Genomic DNA, 16,262 nt, shown 5'->3' on the forward strand with positions numbered 1-16,262 from the left:
ATGGTCTTATCGATAGTTTAGGGAATAAACTCATTCTATTAATTGTTGTTCAGGGATATTGTTACTCATGAAAATATTGCAAGTAATTACACGTGTAGATACTGTAGGTGGTGCTCAGAGGCATGTTTTCGATATATCGAAAGCATTGATTAATGATGGCTATGAAGTCAATGTATTGTCATCGGGTAATGGTAGCTTTAGAGATTTACTTAATGAAAACGGTATAGCGTTTGTTGATGTAAAAAATATACAGAGAGAGCTTTCTCTAATAAAAGACTTGAAAGCTATTTTAAGCATTCGTAAATACGTTAAATATTTTAAGCCTGATGTTGTCGCTATTCATTCTGTAAAGGCTGGTTTATTGGCTAGAATTGCTTGTTTCGGAATAGATACTAAAGTCATTTTCACTGCTCACGGATGGTCTCATATTAGAGCTAGTAGTGGTTTAAATAATAAAATTTATAAGTATTTGGAGCGCTTTCTCTCGTGTATTTCCACAAAAATAATTTGCGTTTCTAGTACGGATACGGATTTTGCTGAAAATGTAATAGGGATACCTTCAAATAAGCTGTGCACAATCCATAATGGGGCTTTAGATAATAATCATACGGTTTTTTTTAATGAGCACAGAACATTACAAATACTCTCAGTTGTTAGGTTTCAAGAACCTAAAGATTTTAATACGTTAATAGAAGGTCTTTGCTTAATTACAGAATATGATTGGGTTTTAAGAATTGTAGGAGATGGACCTGACGCTCACAAAGTTCATTCTTTAATCAAAGAGTCAAATTTATCTGATAAGGTTTTACTTGAGGGATTTAAGGAAGATCTTTCACATTATTACTCTAGTTCAGACCTAGTGTTATTGATATCAAAGTCTGAAGGCCTACCAATGTCATTAATTGAAGCTATGTCTTATTCAAAGCCATTAGTAGCGAGTAATGTGGGCGGCATTCCAGAGTTAATTAGCAGTAATAATGGCATACTTGTACCTGATAGGGGTGCAGTTGAATTGTCAGATGCTATAAAGCAGTTCATTAATGATAAAAATAAAGGTGATTTTAGTATGGGTTTGAATTCTTATGAGTTGTTTCTAAAAAAATTTGAGTTCTCAGTAATGTACAATAAACTATTAACTATTTATAAGGGAAATAAGTGATTTTTGTTACAGGAGGAAGCGGGTTCGTAGGTGGGTATTTAATTAGAACAATCTATAAAAATTATAATGTCAGTGGTGCTTTTAGAACTTCCAATGTTCTTTCTAAATTTATTAAACCACATATTATCCCCAAAATTAATATTGATACTGAGTGGGGAGGGGTATTAACTGGTGCTGAATGTGTAATACATTTAGCTGGTTTAGCACATGGAAAAAACGATGATTTAGATGAATTTATAAATGTAAACACAGCTGGTAGTTTGAAATTAGCTAAGGATGCTTCAGTTGCCGGTGTGAGGAGGTTTATATTCATAAGCTCTATAGGTGTAAATGGAACCTCAAATAATCACCCTTTTAAGGTTGAAGATAATCCAAGCCCTAAAGAGAATTATGCAATTTCAAAATATGAAGCTGAGATTGGCTTAAAGAAAATAGCTGAAGATACTGGAATGGAGGTTGTTATAATTCGGCCACCTTTAATTTATGGTAAAGGCGCACCAGGTAACTTTGCTAGCCTTTTAAAAGTAGCTGAAAAAAATTTACTGTTACCCCTAGGTGCTATAAAAAATCAGCGTAGTTTTGTTGCGATAGATAATTTAATTGATCTCATAGTTACTTGTATTGACCATCCTGATGCTGCCAATCAAACTTTTTTAGTGAGCGATGATGAGAATGTCTCGACATCGGATTTTTTGAAAAAGCTCATCTCGGCAACAGGTAAAAAACCTCGTCTATTGGCTGTTCCTGTTTTTGTTTTAAAGTTTTTAGCGTCTATAGTTGGTAAAAAATCGACCGTAGAGAGATTCTCAGACTCATTAACAGTTGATATTGAACATACTAAAAAAACGTTGAACTGGATACCACCAGTTAGACTGGACGAAGGTATTCGCCGCTGTTTTAAATGATTTTCTTTAATACTTGCATTCAAGGGTTTATAAATGATACGTCTACTAGATTTTTTATTTTCACTTTTTGGTTTGTTATTCGCATTACCATTTTTAGTAATTTTATACCTAATTGGTTTGTTTGATACAGGCTCACCTATATTTACACAAGAACGTGTTGGCCGTAATAAAAAGCCATTCACACTTGTTAAGTTTAGAACCATGACTGTTGATACTGCATCGGTTGCTAGTCATTTAGCAAGCACAGCATCGATTACACCTTTTGGTGGCTTTTTGCGTAAAACAAAGCTAGATGAACTTCCACAGCTTTGGAATGTGTTAAAAGGTGAAATGAGCTTGGTAGGCCCACGTCCTGGTTTATTTAATCAAGAAGAATTAACCCAAGCACGTGATGCTAAAAATGTATTTGACGTACGCCCTGGTATAACAGGCCTTGCTCAAGTTAACGAAATTGACATGTCGACTCCAGAGTTACTAGCTAAAACAGATCGCGAGATGATTGATACATTAACCATCGGTAACTACTTTAAATATATTCTTATGACTGTTACTGGTAGTGGTAGTGGGGATCGGGTTAAGTGATAGGTGGCTAGGTACTAGGGAAGAGCTAAGTTTCGAGCCGTCAGCCGTCAGCCGTCAGCCGTCAGCCGTCAGCCGTCAGCCGTCAGATCACAGAGGTTATTTGCTTTTTAAATGTTTTGTACCTATAAGTTTTTAAAACACTTTAAAAGAGTAACTGAATGAATTTCGAAAAGTTAGAAGTATGGAAACGTGCCGCACGATTGAGTGCTGATGTATATAAAAAGACAGCATACCTTAAAGATTTTGGTTTTAGGGATCAATTAACACGCTCCAGCCTATCAGTGCCTAGGGCGTGTTGACCTTTCGTGATTGATTTTGCAGCAGTATGTTTGGTATTTAGGCAAGGCAGAGCTTATGTCGTGTGGTTGTTCCCCATAAATAGGCGATAACGCAGTATAAATGCCAAACAGGCGCTGCCCAAAGGGTTCTTCCTAGGGACGATTGACTCTTTGTTGCTCGGTTTTTACTTAGCCCGCTAGGTTACAAACCTCGCGCCGCGATTAAATCGCCCCTAGATTGAACAAATTTCAATCCACAAAGGTCAACACGCCCTAGTAATATAGCTGAGGGGGTGACTCGTGAAAGCAATAAAGAGCGGCTTAGATTTTTAGACATATCTAGATCTTCTTTAGCGGAAGCTAGAACACAGATTTATATAGACATTAGTTATATAGATAAAAATATAGGCGCCCAGTGGATAAATGAAACCATTGAGTTATCAAAAATGTTGACAGCCCTAAAGTCAAAAATAAAATTTGATAGCTGATAGCTGATAGCTGATAGCTGATAGCTGATAGCTGATAGCTGATAGCTGATAGCTGATAGCTGATAGCTCCTAAGATCTAGCTAATTTAGGCCATCTACTCTATAATTCATAAAATTTTAACAAGTAAATATGCCGTTTTTAGCTTGTTTATATTGTAAATCAACCAAATACAAGAAAAAGGGAACTTGTTGTGGATAGTTTCATACGTTCTATTTTAAATGCATCGCGTGGTACAAAGCGTGGCATTACGTTATTTATAGACTCATTGTTCATTGCCGCTGCATTTTGGTTGGCTTTAATTGTACGCTTGGATAGCCTTGCCCCTTTTAGCGATCTTGATAATTGGCTGCTTTTAGTATTATTAATCCCCACTGCACTATTCGCATTTATTAACCTAGGCTTATATCGAGCTGTACTTAGATACATGAATGCACAAGCATTATGGGCAATTGTTCTAGGCACCGTTATAACCACCGTTAGCTTGGTGTTATTGTCGTTTTTTGTTGGTATTATTATCCCGCGCACTATGCCATTTATTTTTGCTTGGTTATGTTTATTAACAGTTGGTGGTTCGCGTGTTTTGGTGCGAGCCATGATTGGTAAAATGGCAACGGCAAATAAAGAGTCTGTTATTATTTATGGGGCTGGATCTGCAGGTCGACAATTAGCCACTGCGTTAGGTGCTGGGCCTGAATATTATGTACGCGCATTTATTGATGATGATGAGACAAAGCAAGGTTCAATCATTCAAGGTATACCGGTAATTAACTTTAAAGGTATTTACGAGCTAATTAATAAAGGTAAAGCGACTAAAGTTTTATTGGCTTTACCAAGTGCGACTCGAGCACGGCGTAAAGAAGTGTTAGCGCAATTAGAGCCGTTAACTATTAAAGTGCTATCAATTCCAGGTATGGCCGATGTAGTTGAAGGTAAAGCTAAGCTGTCAGAGTTTCGCGATGTTGAAATTGAAGATTTATTGGGCCGAGACCCAGTAACACCTAAACCTGAATTAATGGCTGCTAATATTACCGGTAAAGTGGTAATGGTGACAGGAGCAGGCGGCTCTATTGGGTCTGAGCTTTGTAGGCAAATAGTTAGGCAGCAACCTAAAAAATTAGTGTTATTTGAAATATCAGAATTTGGCTTATATTCAATAGAAAAAGAGCTAAATGAGTACATTATTAATAACAGTATTGATTTAGAGCTAATACCAATAATGGGCTCTGTGCAGCGTATTAATCGTATTGAAACAGTAATGATAGCGTTTGGTGTACAAACGGTTTATCACGCTGCGGCTTACAAGCATGTTCCATTGGTTGAGCACAATGTAGTTGAAGGTGTGCGTAATAATGTATTTGGTACATTTTATGCGGCGAAAGCGGCTGCAAATGCGGGTGTTGAAACCTTTGTATTAATTTCGACGGATAAAGCAGTTCGTCCAACAAATGTAATGGGTGCGACTAAGCGCATGGCTGAGCTAGTGCTACAAGGTTTAGCGCAAACTAAAGGTAAAGGTCATCGTACACGTTTTTGCATGGTGCGTTTTGGTAATGTGCTTGGCTCGTCTGGTTCGGTTGTGCCGCTATTTCGTAGGCAAATAAAAGAAGGCGGTCCTATTACGCTTACTCATCAAGATATAACCCGCTTTTTTATGACAATACCAGAAGCAGCGCAGCTTGTAATACAAGCGGGCTCTATGGGTAAAGGTGGTGATGTATTTGTACTTGATATGGGTGAGCCAGTTAAAATTAAAGATTTAGCAAGTAAGATGATCCGTTTATCTGGCTTTGAAGTAAAAGACAAAACCAATCCACATGGTGATATTGAAATTCAATGCACAGGCCTTCGCCCTGGTGAAAAGCTATATGAAGAGCTATTGATTGGTGACAATGTTGGCCAAACTACTCACGAGCGTATAATGACAGCTAGTGAAGTAATGCTGCCATTACCTGAGTTAAATGTATTTTTAGAGGCACTAGATATAGCTTGCCATAACTTTGATCACCAAGTGATTCGCCAGTTATTATTAGATGCACCAACAGGGTTTAATCCAACAGACGGTATTTGTGATTTAGTGTGGAATGCTAAGCATGAGTTATCAGCGACTAATGAACTTGCAAAGGTAGTGAATTTAAATAATTAATGATCTTTGTAGTTAATGCGTCAGATTTAAAATGTTAGAATTAAGGTTTAAGGATATTTAAATGAAAATCGCAGTTGTAGGTACGGGCTATGTTGGCCTGTCAAACGCTATACTACTTGCACAAAATAACAAGGTTGTTGCTCTAGATATTGATGAAAATAAAATTGCGCTTTTAAAAAATAAACAGTCGCCGATCGTCGATGTTGAAATTAGCGATTTTTTTAAAAATAAGCTATTAAATTTCACAGCAACAACAAATAAAGAGTCTGCTTTAGTTGATGCCAAGTTTGTGATTATTGCGACGCCAACTGATTACGACCCCGAGACTAACTATTTTAATACAAATACTGTGGAATCGGTTATCCAAGATGTTCTGAAAATCAATCCAACTGCTACTATGGTAATTAAATCAACAGTCCCCGTTGGTTATACTCAATCGGTGAAGGACAAATTTGAAACCGATAACATTATGTTCTCACCAGAATTTTTACGTGAAGGCAAAGCGCTGCACGATAACTTATATCCATCACGCATTATTGTGGGCGAACAAAGTGAGAGAGCGCAAATTTTTGCTAACTTATTAGCACAGGGTGCGCAAAAGCAAGATATTGATATTTTATTTACCGATTCAACTGAAGCTGAGGCTATTAAGCTTTTTTCTAACACTTATTTGGCTATGAGAGTTGCTTACTTTAACGAACTTGATAGTTATGCTGAAAGCCATGGTTTAAATGCAAAGCAAATAATTCAAGGTGTGAGTTTAGATCCGCGAATCGGTAGTCATTATAATAACCCATCGTTTGGCTATGGTGGTTACTGTTTACCTAAAGATACAAAGCAATTACTCGCGAATTATAAAGATGTACCAAATAATATGATAGGTGCAATAGTTGACGCTAACACTACTCGTAAAGACTTTATTGCTGATTCAATTATTAGGCGTAACCCTAAAGTTGTTGGTGTATACAGGTTGGTAATGAAAACGGGGTCTGATAACTTTAGAGCGTCTGCAATTCAAGGGATAATGAAGCGCATAAAAGCTAAGGGAATTGAGGTTGTTATTTTTGAACCAGCTTTAGCCGATAACGCTTTTTTTAACTCCCGAGTGATTAAAGATCTAAACGAATTTAAAGAACTTGCTGATGTTATTGTATCTAACCGTATGGCTGATGACCTATTAGATGTTGCTGATAAGGTTTATACTCGTGATTTATTTGGCAGCGATTAATTTAAAGGAATATAAATGAAATATTTAGTAACTGGTGCTGCCGGTTTTATTGGTGCAGCGACTTGTCAAAAGTTGTTAGCCGCGAATCATACAGTAGTTGGTATTGATAACCTGAACGACTACTATGATGTCAATTTGAAGCTAGCACGTTTAGCGCAATTTGAAAACGACTTTGAATTTACATTTGTTAAAATGGATATTGCTGATCGTACCTCAATGACAGAGTTGTTCAAACATGAAAAATTTGATCGAGTTATTCATTTAGCCGCACAAGCAGGAGTTCGTTACTCTATTGAAAACCCTGATGCTTACGCAGACTCAAATTTAGTTGGACATTTAAACGTATTAGAAGGGTGTCGGCATAATAAAGTACAACACTTGGTTTATGCTTCTTCTAGTTCAGTATATGGGTTGAATGAAAAAACACCATTTGAAACTACAGATAGTGTTGATCATCCGGTATCGTTTTATGCTGCAACAAAGAAAGCTAACGAGCTGATGGCACATAGTTATTCACACTTATATAACTTACCAACTACAGGGCTACGCTTTTTCACCGTTTATGGGCCTTGGGGTCGTCCTGATATGGCGCCATATATTTTTACTAAAAAAATTCTTAATGGCGATACAATTGATATAAATAATAATGGCGATATGTGGCGCGACTTTACTTATATTGACGATATTGTTGAAGGTGTTATTAGAGCTTCCGATGTTGTTCCTAAAGCTGATGTAAATTGGAAAGTCGAGTCAGGTTCGCCGTCATCTAGCTCAGCACCGTATAAAGTATATAATATAGGCCATGGTAGCCCTATAAACTTGATGGACTTTATTACCTCAATTGAATCTGAGTTGGGTATTGAAGCAAAAAAGAATTTTCGCGAAATGCAAGCTGGCGATGTTTATAAAACATTTGCTGATACCCAAGATTTATATAGTGCAACAGGCTATAAACCTTGTGTAGGTGTAGAGCTAGGCGTTAAAAACTTGATTGATTGGTATAAAGATTTTTATAAGAAATAATAAAGGACTAACTATGAAAGCTGTTATACCAGTTGCAGGACTAGGTACGCGTATGTTACCTATGACTAAAGCAATTCCTAAAGAAATGCTACCAGTGGTTGATAAGCCACTTATTCAATATATTGTTAATGAATGTGTTGCTGCAGGAATAAAAGAAATTGTGCTAGTAACTCATAGTTCAAAAAATGCGATCGAAAACCATTTTGATACAAGTTTTGAGCTTGAAGCCACGTTAGAAAAGCGTGTTAAGCGTAAGTTATTAGATGAAGTGCGATCAATTTGCCCGTCGGATGTTACCATTTTACATGTACGCCAAGGTGAAGCAAAAGGTTTAGGTCATGCTGTATTGTGCGCCAAACCAATTATTGGTGAAGATGATTTTGTTGTGGTATTACCCGATGTAATTCTTGATGCCTATACAGCAGATCAAAAAACTCAGAACTTAGCTGCAATGATAGCTCGCTTTAATAAGACGGCAGCTAGCCAAATCATGCTTGAGCCAGTACCACAACAAGACGTAAGTAAATATGGCATTGCAGACATTGATGGTGTAGCTATTAGTGCAGGTGAAAGCGCAAAAATTAAAACGATGGTTGAAAAGCCGAGTATTGAAGATGCACCATCAAACTTAGCTGTTGTGGGTCGTTATGTTTTATCAAAAACAATTTGGTCGCTACTGGCTAAAACACCTATTGGCGCTGGCGGTGAAGTGCAGTTAACCGATGCAATCGATATGCTTATGGAAAAAGAAGTCGTAGAGGCATTTCATATGAGTGGTCGTGCTCACGATTGTGGTGACAAACTTGGTTATTTGAAAGCGATTGTAGAATACGGTATGCGCGATGAAAACTTAGGTGAAGAGTTTTCAAGCTTTATTGCAGGTTTAGTGCAATCAGATAATAAACACTTAAAGGCTATTTAAAATAGTTATTTTATAAAGCGGTGGCATATATCACCGTTTTTTGTAAATTATAAAGCAATCACGGCTAAAGCCGGTTCCTACGGGTTACTTACACGTAAGAGAGCGCTTTAGCGCCGATGGTTTTACGCTGTATTCAAACGAATTATTATAGCCACAAGTAAAATTCTCACGGCTAAAGCCTGTTCCTACGGGTTACTTACACGTAGGAGAGTGCTTTAGCGCCGATGGTTTTACGCTGTATTCAAACGAATTATTATAGCCACAAGTAAGAATTCTCACGGCTGAAGCCTGTTCCTACGGTATTACTTACACGTAGGAGAGTGCTTTAGCGCCGATGGTTTTACGCTGTATTCAGGCGAATTATCATAGCCACAAATATGAATTTTCACGGCTAAAGCCTGTTCCTACGGTATTACTTACACGTAGGAGAGCGCTTTAGCGCCGATGGTTTACGCTGTATTCAAACGAATTATCATAGCCAAAAATAAGCATTTTCACGGCTAAAGCCTGTTCCTACGAGTTACTTACACGTAGGAGCGCGCTTTAGCGCCGATGGTTTTACGCTGTATTCAAACGAATTATCATAGCCAAAAATAAGCATTTTCACGGCTAAAGCCTGTTCCTACGGTATTACTTACACGTAGGAGGGTGCTTTAGCGCCGATGGTTTTACGCTGTATTCAAACGAATTATTATAGCCACAAGTAAGAGTTCTTATGGCTGAAGCCTGTTCCTACAGTATTATTTACACGTAGGAGAGCGCTTTAGCGCCGATGGTTTACGCTGTATTCAAACGAATTATCATAGCCACAAGTAACCATTTTCACGGCTAAAGCCTGTTCCTACAACTACTTTTGTTTGGGCAATAAAAAGCCACCTATTTTAAGGTGGCTTTTTTGATCGTAAGAATGGTGATGTTAATTTTATTAAATGCATGGCTATTCTAACGAGCTAAATAACTTACAGTGTAATCGGTATTACCAGATCTTTACGCGATCTTCTGGTTTGATATACATTTTATCGCCTTCTTTTACGTCGTATGCTTTATAAAATTCAGGCATGTTCGATAAAATACCAATTACACGGTAATGGCTTGGCGAATGCGAATCTGTCATTAGGCGATTACGTAACTCTTCGTCACGATATTTACGACGCCAAATTTGTGACCAACCCATAAAGAAGCGCTGGTCGCCAGTGTAGCCATCAATAATCGGTGCTTTATCATTTCCTAAAGATAGCTGGTACGCAGTGTGGGCAACGGTTAGGCCGCCTAAATCACCGATGTTTTCGCCTAATGTAAGCTCACCATTAACGTTCGCATCTTCAAATGGTTTATATTCGTTATATTGTGCGACTAACTGACCTGTACGCTCACCAAATTGCTTAAGGTCAGACTCACTCCACCAGTTACGTAAATTGCCGTCACCATCGTATTTAGCGCCTTGATCATCAAAGCCATGACCAAGTTCGTGGCCAATTACAGCGCCAATTGCGCCATAATTTACTGCATCATCAGCGTCTAAGTTAAAAAATGGTGGTTGTAAAATCGCGGCTGGAAATACAATTTCATTATTAACCGGGTTGTAATAGGCATTAACGGTTTGTGGTGTCATGTGCCATTCAGAACGATCTACTGGTTTACCTAACTTTGCAATCATATCTGCGTATGACCATTCGCTATGGCGAATATAGTTACCTACGAGCTCATCAGCATTAATGCTTAGCGCTGAGTAGTCTTTCCAGTTGTCAGGGTAGCCAATTTTTGGTGTGAATTTATCGAGTTTTTCTTTTGCAGCAAGTTTAGTTTCTGGGCTCATCCATTCAAGGTTTTCAATTGCTACGCCATAGCCTTTGATCACGTTATCAACGAGTTCTTCCATACGCGCTTTTGCTTCAGGCGGGAAGTTTTCTTTAACGTAGACTTTGCCTAAAATTTCACCTAGCACACCATTTGACGCATCAACAGCTTGCTTCCAAAGTGGCGCTTGTTCTTCTACGCCGCGTAATGTTGTGCTGTAAAAGTTAAAGTTTAAGTCAACAAGGTCTTTATTTAGTAGGCCTGCATAGTTGCTTACAAAGTGAAACTTAAGGTAATTTTGCCATGTTGTTACATCGGTTTTTGCGTAAATATCGGCAAATTTTTCAAAGTAACTTGGTTGACCCACTATGATATCAGTAGTATTCACGCCAGATGCTTTAAAATATTCAACAAGGTCAAAGCTTCCTGTTAATTTACTGGCATCAGCTACACTCATTTTATTGTATGTTTTAGTTGCATCGCGCTGCTCTACACGACTCCACTGCGCTTGTGCAATATTGGTTTCAAGTGCAACAATAGCTTTTGCTTGTTGCTCTGGTTTTTGTACACCAGCACGCTTTAATACTTCAGTTACGTAGGTATTATAAGCCGCGCGGATTTTAGTGAATTTTTCATCGTCTTTTAAGTAATAATCACGATCAGGCAAGCCTAAACCTGATTGGTAAGCATACAGGGCATATTCGCTTGAATTTTTTGCGTCATTATTTACATACCAACCAAATGGGGCGCTGCCGCCTTGCATGCGAAGTTGCGCCATTAATGTAACGAGGTCAGACTTGTTTTTTACTGCGTCAATCGTATTTAGCTGTGTCATTAGCGGTGAAATGTTAAGTTCTTCACGCGCATTTTCGTCCATGTAGCTTTTAAAGAAAGCGCCAAGTTTGTACTCATCACTTCCTGGTTTTGCTGTTGTACTTGCTGCTGCTTTTTCAAGTACTGTTTTCATGGCTTTTTGTGATTCGTCATATAGCTGTGAAAATGAGCCGTAGTTAGATTTATCCCCCGGGATTTCTGTCGTTGCTAGCCATTGGCCGTTTACGTGGTAGTAAAAATCATCCTGAGCACGGACTGATTTATCCATGTTCGCTAATTCAATGCCTGAATTTAATTGTTCAACTGGTGCGCTAACCGCCGCTGTTTCTGGGGCTTTTGTTTGTTCTTGTTTATCGCCACAGCCGACTAGTCCCAAAGCAAGTGCAATACTTGCTGCAGTAAGAGTTACTTTTTTCATGAGAGTCTCGTTTGTTAGTTGTTGTATGAATAATCAGTTAACCGAATAAATAAAGTATTTCGATAGAATATTCTCTGACCCCATCTTAAACCTGTTCGTAACAACAATAAACCAGTTACACGCAACGATAGTAGCTAATATGTAACAAAGTTTATCGAAGAGCAGAATCAAAGTTGTTCAAGCCGATGTAGGCGGGAGTTTACCTCGCGCGGTTTGGTGTTTTTGTTAATTTACGCGGCGTAAAGCCCAGTCTACGGCAAATTTAAGCAATGTGTGTTTATTTGTAGGTGGGGGGTTACCTCGCGCAGTTGGTGTTTTTGTTAATTTGTGCAGCGTAAAGCCCCGCCTACGGCAAATTTAAGAATGGGTGTTTGGTTTATTTGTAGGCGGGAGTTTACCTCGCGCGGTTTGGTATTTTTGTTAATTTGCGCGGCGTAAAGCCCCGCCTACGGCAAATTTAAGCACTGGTATTTTGTGTATTTGTAGGCGGGAGTTTACCTCGCGCAGTTTGGTGTTTTTGTTAATTTGCGCGGCGTAAAGCCCCGCCTACGGCAAATGTTGCCACTGGTATTTTGTGTATTTGTAGGTGGGGGGTTACCTCGCGCGGTTTGGTGTTTTTGTTAATTGCGCGGCGTAAAGCCCCGCCTACGGCAAATTTAAGCACTGGTATTTTGTGTATTTGTAGGCGGGGGGTTACCTCGCGCAGTTTGGTGTTTTTGTTAATTTGCGCGGCGTAAAGCCCCGCCTACGGCAAATTTAAGCACTGGTATTTTGTGTATTTGTAGGCGAGAGTTTACCTCGCGCGGTTTGGTGTTTTTGTTAATTACGCGGCGTAAAGCCCCGCCTACGGCAAATTTAAGCACTGGTATTTTGTGTATTTGTAGGCGGGAGTTTACCTCGCGCGGTTTGGTGTTAATGCGCGAGGTGGAGTTTAAAATTGTGTTTTTATTTTTTCGATGATTTCTACATTGGCGGCGGGGAAGTTGTATTCGCTTAGCTTATCAATTGCTACCCATGCGCTTAATTGGCCTTCGGCGCCATGTGCATCGCCGCTGAAGTCGGTGACAACATGCACGTCTAGTTTTACACATTTATCGCCATAATCATGTTCTATGACCATTAGCTGACTTGAGCTGTGAATCGTTAATGCTACTTCTTCAATAAGTTCGCGTTTTAGTGCCTCAAATACGGTTTCGCCGCTTTCTACTTTCCCACCCGGAAACTCCCATAAACCGCCTTGGTGTTTATCGTCCGGGCGTTTGCAAATAAATAATGTGTTGCCAGCTTTGATAACGCCAACGGCTACGTGGATTATTTTTTTTGTCATATTTTAATCTCTATTTTTAATTAATCTGCGCGGCGTAAAGCCCCGCCTACGGTAAATATAAACGCCAAAGCCAGCTTATATCGGTTATTGTCACCTAATTATTTTCATAAAAAAAGCGACGCAGGCGTCGCTTTTTAATTATTACTTAACAATATATGGTTATTTTAATTTACCGCAACACTGTTTAAATTTTTGACCTGATTTACAAGGGCATGGTTCGTTACGGCCAACTTTTGGCTCCGCACGAGCTGCGACTACGGCACCTTGTGGTGTTTCGCCGCCAACGTGCTCAACTTCTTCGTGTTGATATTCGCGAGGTGCGCTTTCGCTTTTGCGATGTTGCTCTTCGATTTTTTCAACGTCTTCTTCAGCGCGCACTTGTACTTTACTTAAAATACTTACTACGTCGATTTTAAGGTTTTCAAGCATCTCTGAGAACAATTCAAACGATTCACGCTTGTATTCTTGCTTAGGGTTCTTTTGTGCATAACCGCGTAAGTGAATACCTTGGCGTAAATGGTCCATTGCAGCAAGGTGATCTTTCCAATGTTGATCAAGGCTTTGCAGCATAATTGCTTTTTCAAACTGGCGAAGTACTGGTTCGCCAACTTGCTCTTCTTTTTGCTTGTATGCGGTATTGATCTCTTCTTCGATTCGTTCACGCAGCTTTTCTTCGTAAAGCTTGTTGTCGTCTGCTAGCCATTGTGTGATTGGTAGCTCGATCAAGAAATCTTGTTTTAAGCGTTCTTCTAGGCCTGGGATATCCCACATTTCAGCAAGGCTTTGCGGTGCAATATATTGGTCAATTGTGTTACCAAGTACATCGCCACGAATAACCGTGATGGTTTCTGAAATATCGCCTTCAACAAGTAACTCATTACGTTGTGCGTATACAACACGACGTTGGTCGTTTGCTACGTCATCGTATTCTAGTAATTGTTTACGAACGTCAAAGTTACGTGCTTCTACTTTGCGTTGTGCGTTTTCAATTGCGCGGTTAACCCATGGGTGCTCGATGGCTTCGCCGCGTTGCATGCCGAGTTTACGCATCATGTTAGTCATGCGTTCACCAGCAAATATACGCATTAATGCGTCATCCATTGATAAGTAAAAACGGCTTGACCCAGCATCACCCTGACGACCAGAACGACCACGAAGCTGATTATCAATACGGCGAGATTCATGGCGCTCGGTCCCAATAATATGTAAACCGCCAGCTGTAATTACTGCATCGTGACGTATTTGCCATGCAGCTTTGATTTCAGCTATTTTTTCATCACTTGGGTTATCAAGTTTTTCAAGTTCGCTATTCCAGTTACCACCTAACACAATATCAGTACCACGACCGGCCATGTTAGTTGCAATGGTTACTGTGCCAGGTAAACCTGCATCAGCAACGATGTCGGCTTCTTGGGCATGGAACTTAGCATTAAGTACGTTGTGCTTAATTTTTTCTTTACGTAAAAATTGCGATAAGTACTCTGAGCTTTCAATCGAAATTGTACCTACTAATACTGGCTGGCCGCGCTCTTGGCAATCTTTAATATCGACTAAAATTGCTTCGTATTTTTCTTCTTGCGTTAAGTAAACTAGGTCAGCACGGTCATCGCGGATCATTGGCTTATTAGTTGGCATAACAACAGTATCAAGGCCGTAGATTGACTGAAACTCAAATGCTTCAGTGTCGGCAGTCCCTGTCATACCTGCAAGGGTTTCGTAAATACGAAAGTAGTTTTGGAATGTGATTGATGCCAACGTTTGGTTTTCGTTTTGAATTTTTACACCTTCTTTAGCTTCAACAGCTTGGTGTAAACCTTCAGACCAACGACGCCCTTCCATTGAACGGCCTGTATGCTCATCGATAATGATTACTTCGTTTTCTTTTACAACGTAATCAACATCTTTTTGATAGAGCTTGTGAGCGCGTAATGCAGCATAAACATGGCTTAGTAAAGTGATACTACCTGCAGAGTAAAGCGAATCGCCTTCTGCTATTAAACCGCGCTCGGTTAGTAATTCTTCAACTTTAATTTGGCCGCGTTCAGTTAAATGAACTTGCTTAGATTTTTCATCGATTGTGAAATCGCCATCGCCTTCAATACCTTCTTCGTCTTCTTTTTCTTGTAGTTCAAGAGTAGGAACGATGGTATTGATTTCAGTGTAAAGCTCAGAGCTATCTTCAGCTGGGCCTGAAATGATAAGCGGAGTACGCGCTTCATCAATTAAAATTGAGTCAACTTCATCCACTACTGCGTAGTAAAGTGGACGTTGTACGCGTTCGTTAATGCTAAACGCCATGTTGTCACGCAGGTAATCAAAACCAAACTCGTTATTTGTACCGTAAGTAATATCGGCAGCGTAGGCTTCTTTTTTCTGCTGCGGCATCATACCTGGTACGTTGCAGCCAACTGTTAAGCCTAAAAATTCAAATAGTGGACGGTTTGTTTCAGCATCACGTTTTGCTAAGTAGTCGTTCACGGTAATAACGTGGACGCCTTTACCCGTTAAGCCACGTAAGTAAGCCGGTAAACTTGCAGTAAGTGTTTTACCTTCACCGGTGCGCATTTCTGCAATACGCCCTTGGTTTAGTACCATACCGCCAAGAAGCTGTACGTCAAAGTGACGCATGCTATTAACACGCTTTGATGCTTCACGTACCACAGCAAAGGCCTCTGGCAGAATGTCATCAAGGCTTTGTCCGTTATCGTAACGTTCTCTAAACTCTGCTGTTTTGGCTTTTAAATCTTCGTCTGAAAGCGCTTCTAGTTGCGTTTCAAGTGCGTTGATCAGCGCGACCGTCTTTCTTAAATTTTTAATAGTGCGGTCATTGCGACTACCAAAAATCTTGGTAAATAAATTAGATATCATGATAAAACCGTTACAATATATTCTTTGTTAGCCGATTATCAGCTAACCCATTTTGATATGCCCAAGCGTTTTGGGATCATTACTAATTAATATACTGCTCATAAAAAGAACATATTAATTAGCAATTTTAATAAACGCTGCAAAATGCATCATTTATTACGTGCGTTACTATACCAGACTCTGCGAAACAACGAACCACCTGTTCATCAAGATGCCCATTTTTAACTTAAAAATTTCGTAAATACCGTAAAGATAACTTTAATCTTGCTCATTTATTACATTAACGATGA

Annotated in this window: 12 protein-coding genes; 9 read left to right on the forward strand and 3 right to left on the reverse strand. The window is 39.3% G+C overall.

The annotated features are described in order from the left end of the window. Nucleotides 1-67: 67 nt before the first annotated feature. From HJP15_RS19905 to galU, 9 genes are all read left to right on the forward strand, one after another. A complete protein-coding gene (locus HJP15_RS19905; protein WP_170174450.1) occupies nucleotides 68-1,159 on the forward strand; it encodes a glycosyltransferase family 4 protein in 1,092 nt (363 codons plus the stop codon). Next, nucleotides 1,156-2,064: an NAD-dependent epimerase/dehydratase family protein gene (locus HJP15_RS19910; protein WP_170174451.1), complete on the forward strand. Its 909-nt coding sequence runs from the start codon at nucleotides 1,156-1,158 to the stop codon at nucleotides 2,062-2,064. The genes HJP15_RS19905 and HJP15_RS19910 overlap by 4 nt, the downstream gene beginning before the upstream one ends. A 33-nt stretch (nucleotides 2,065-2,097) precedes the next feature. Beyond that, nucleotides 2,098-2,646 (forward strand): sugar transferase, encoded by a 549-nt coding sequence (locus HJP15_RS19915; protein WP_170174452.1) that lies wholly within the window; start codon nucleotides 2,098-2,100, stop codon nucleotides 2,644-2,646. A 158-nt stretch (nucleotides 2,647-2,804) separates the two neighbouring features. Beyond that, entirely contained in the window at nucleotides 2,805-2,945 is a 141-nt protein-coding gene (locus HJP15_RS19920) for a four helix bundle protein (protein WP_502706999.1), read from the forward strand. A 260-nt stretch (nucleotides 2,946-3,205) separates the two neighbouring features. After that, the gene (locus HJP15_RS19925; RefSeq protein ID WP_502707000.1) at nucleotides 3,206-3,412 is read left to right on the forward strand and encodes a four helix bundle protein; all 207 of its coding nucleotides are present in this window, start codon (nucleotides 3,206-3,208) and stop codon (nucleotides 3,410-3,412) included. Between the two features lie 190 nt (nucleotides 3,413-3,602). Next, nucleotides 3,603-5,555, forward strand: a complete 1,953-nt coding sequence (locus HJP15_RS19930) for a polysaccharide biosynthesis protein (RefSeq protein WP_170174453.1) — start codon at nucleotides 3,603-3,605, stop codon at nucleotides 5,553-5,555. Nucleotides 5,556-5,616: 61 nt separating this feature from the next. After that, complete coding sequence (locus HJP15_RS19935) at nucleotides 5,617-6,783, forward strand: nucleotide sugar dehydrogenase (protein WP_170174454.1); 1,167 nt, start codon at nucleotides 5,617-5,619, stop codon at nucleotides 6,781-6,783. Between the two features lie 15 nt (nucleotides 6,784-6,798). Then, nucleotides 6,799-7,806: an NAD-dependent epimerase gene (locus HJP15_RS19940; protein ID WP_170174455.1), complete on the forward strand. Its 1,008-nt coding sequence runs from the start codon at nucleotides 6,799-6,801 to the stop codon at nucleotides 7,804-7,806. Between the two features lie 13 nt (nucleotides 7,807-7,819). Beyond that, nucleotides 7,820-8,728 (forward strand): UTP--glucose-1-phosphate uridylyltransferase GalU, encoded by a 909-nt coding sequence (gene galU, locus HJP15_RS19945; RefSeq protein WP_170174456.1) that lies wholly within the window; start codon nucleotides 7,820-7,822, stop codon nucleotides 8,726-8,728. Between the two features lie 976 nt (nucleotides 8,729-9,704). On the opposite strand, the gene HJP15_RS19950 is transcribed toward galU, so the two are convergent. The 3 genes from HJP15_RS19950 to secA form a co-directional block, all read right to left on the reverse strand. Then, nucleotides 9,705-11,777 (reverse strand): M13 family metallopeptidase, encoded by a 2,073-nt coding sequence (locus HJP15_RS19950; RefSeq protein ID WP_054452750.1) that lies wholly within the window; start codon nucleotides 11,775-11,777, stop codon nucleotides 9,705-9,707. 931 nt (nucleotides 11,778-12,708) lie between these two features. Further along, nucleotides 12,709-13,104, reverse strand: coding sequence for an 8-oxo-dGTP diphosphatase MutT (gene mutT / locus HJP15_RS19955; protein WP_054452747.1), 396 nt, complete (start codon nucleotides 13,102-13,104; stop codon nucleotides 12,709-12,711). A 159-nt stretch (nucleotides 13,105-13,263) separates the two neighbouring features. Beyond that, nucleotides 13,264-15,972, reverse strand: a complete 2,709-nt coding sequence (secA, locus tag HJP15_RS19960; protein ID WP_054204426.1) for a preprotein translocase subunit SecA — start codon at nucleotides 15,970-15,972, stop codon at nucleotides 13,264-13,266. Nucleotides 15,973-16,262: the final 290 nt, after the last annotated feature.

It is taken from the genome of Pseudoalteromonas sp. NEC-BIFX-2020_002, from assembly GCF_013002825.1.
Classification (GTDB): domain Bacteria; phylum Pseudomonadota; class Gammaproteobacteria; order Enterobacterales; family Alteromonadaceae; genus Pseudoalteromonas; species Pseudoalteromonas neustonica.

Bases quoted from the DNA above. Each gene is read 5' to 3' on its own strand.
- HJP15_RS19905 (WP_170174450.1), top strand. From the start codon at position 68: ATGAAAATATTGCAAGTAATTACACGTGTAGATACTGTAGGTGGTGCT.
- HJP15_RS19915 (WP_170174452.1), top strand. From the start codon at position 2,098: ATGATACGTCTACTAGATTTTTTATTTTCACTTTTTGGTTTGTTATTC.
- HJP15_RS19920 (WP_502706999.1), top strand. From the start codon at position 2,805: ATGAATTTCGAAAAGTTAGAAGTATGGAAACGTGCCGCACGATTGAGT.
- HJP15_RS19935 (WP_170174454.1), top strand. From the start codon at position 5,617: ATGAAAATCGCAGTTGTAGGTACGGGCTATGTTGGCCTGTCAAACGCT.
- HJP15_RS19940 (WP_170174455.1), top strand. From the start codon at position 6,799: ATGAAATATTTAGTAACTGGTGCTGCCGGTTTTATTGGTGCAGCGACT.
- galU (WP_170174456.1), top strand. From the start codon at position 7,820: ATGAAAGCTGTTATACCAGTTGCAGGACTAGGTACGCGTATGTTACCT.
- HJP15_RS19950 (WP_054452750.1), bottom strand. From the start codon at position 11,777: ATGAAAAAAGTAACTCTTACTGCAGCAAGTATTGCACTTGCTTTGGGA.
- mutT (WP_054452747.1), bottom strand. From the start codon at position 13,104: ATGACAAAAAAAATAATCCACGTAGCCGTTGGCGTTATCAAAGCTGGC.
- secA (WP_054204426.1), bottom strand. From the start codon at position 15,972: ATGATATCTAATTTATTTACCAAGATTTTTGGTAGTCGCAATGACCGC.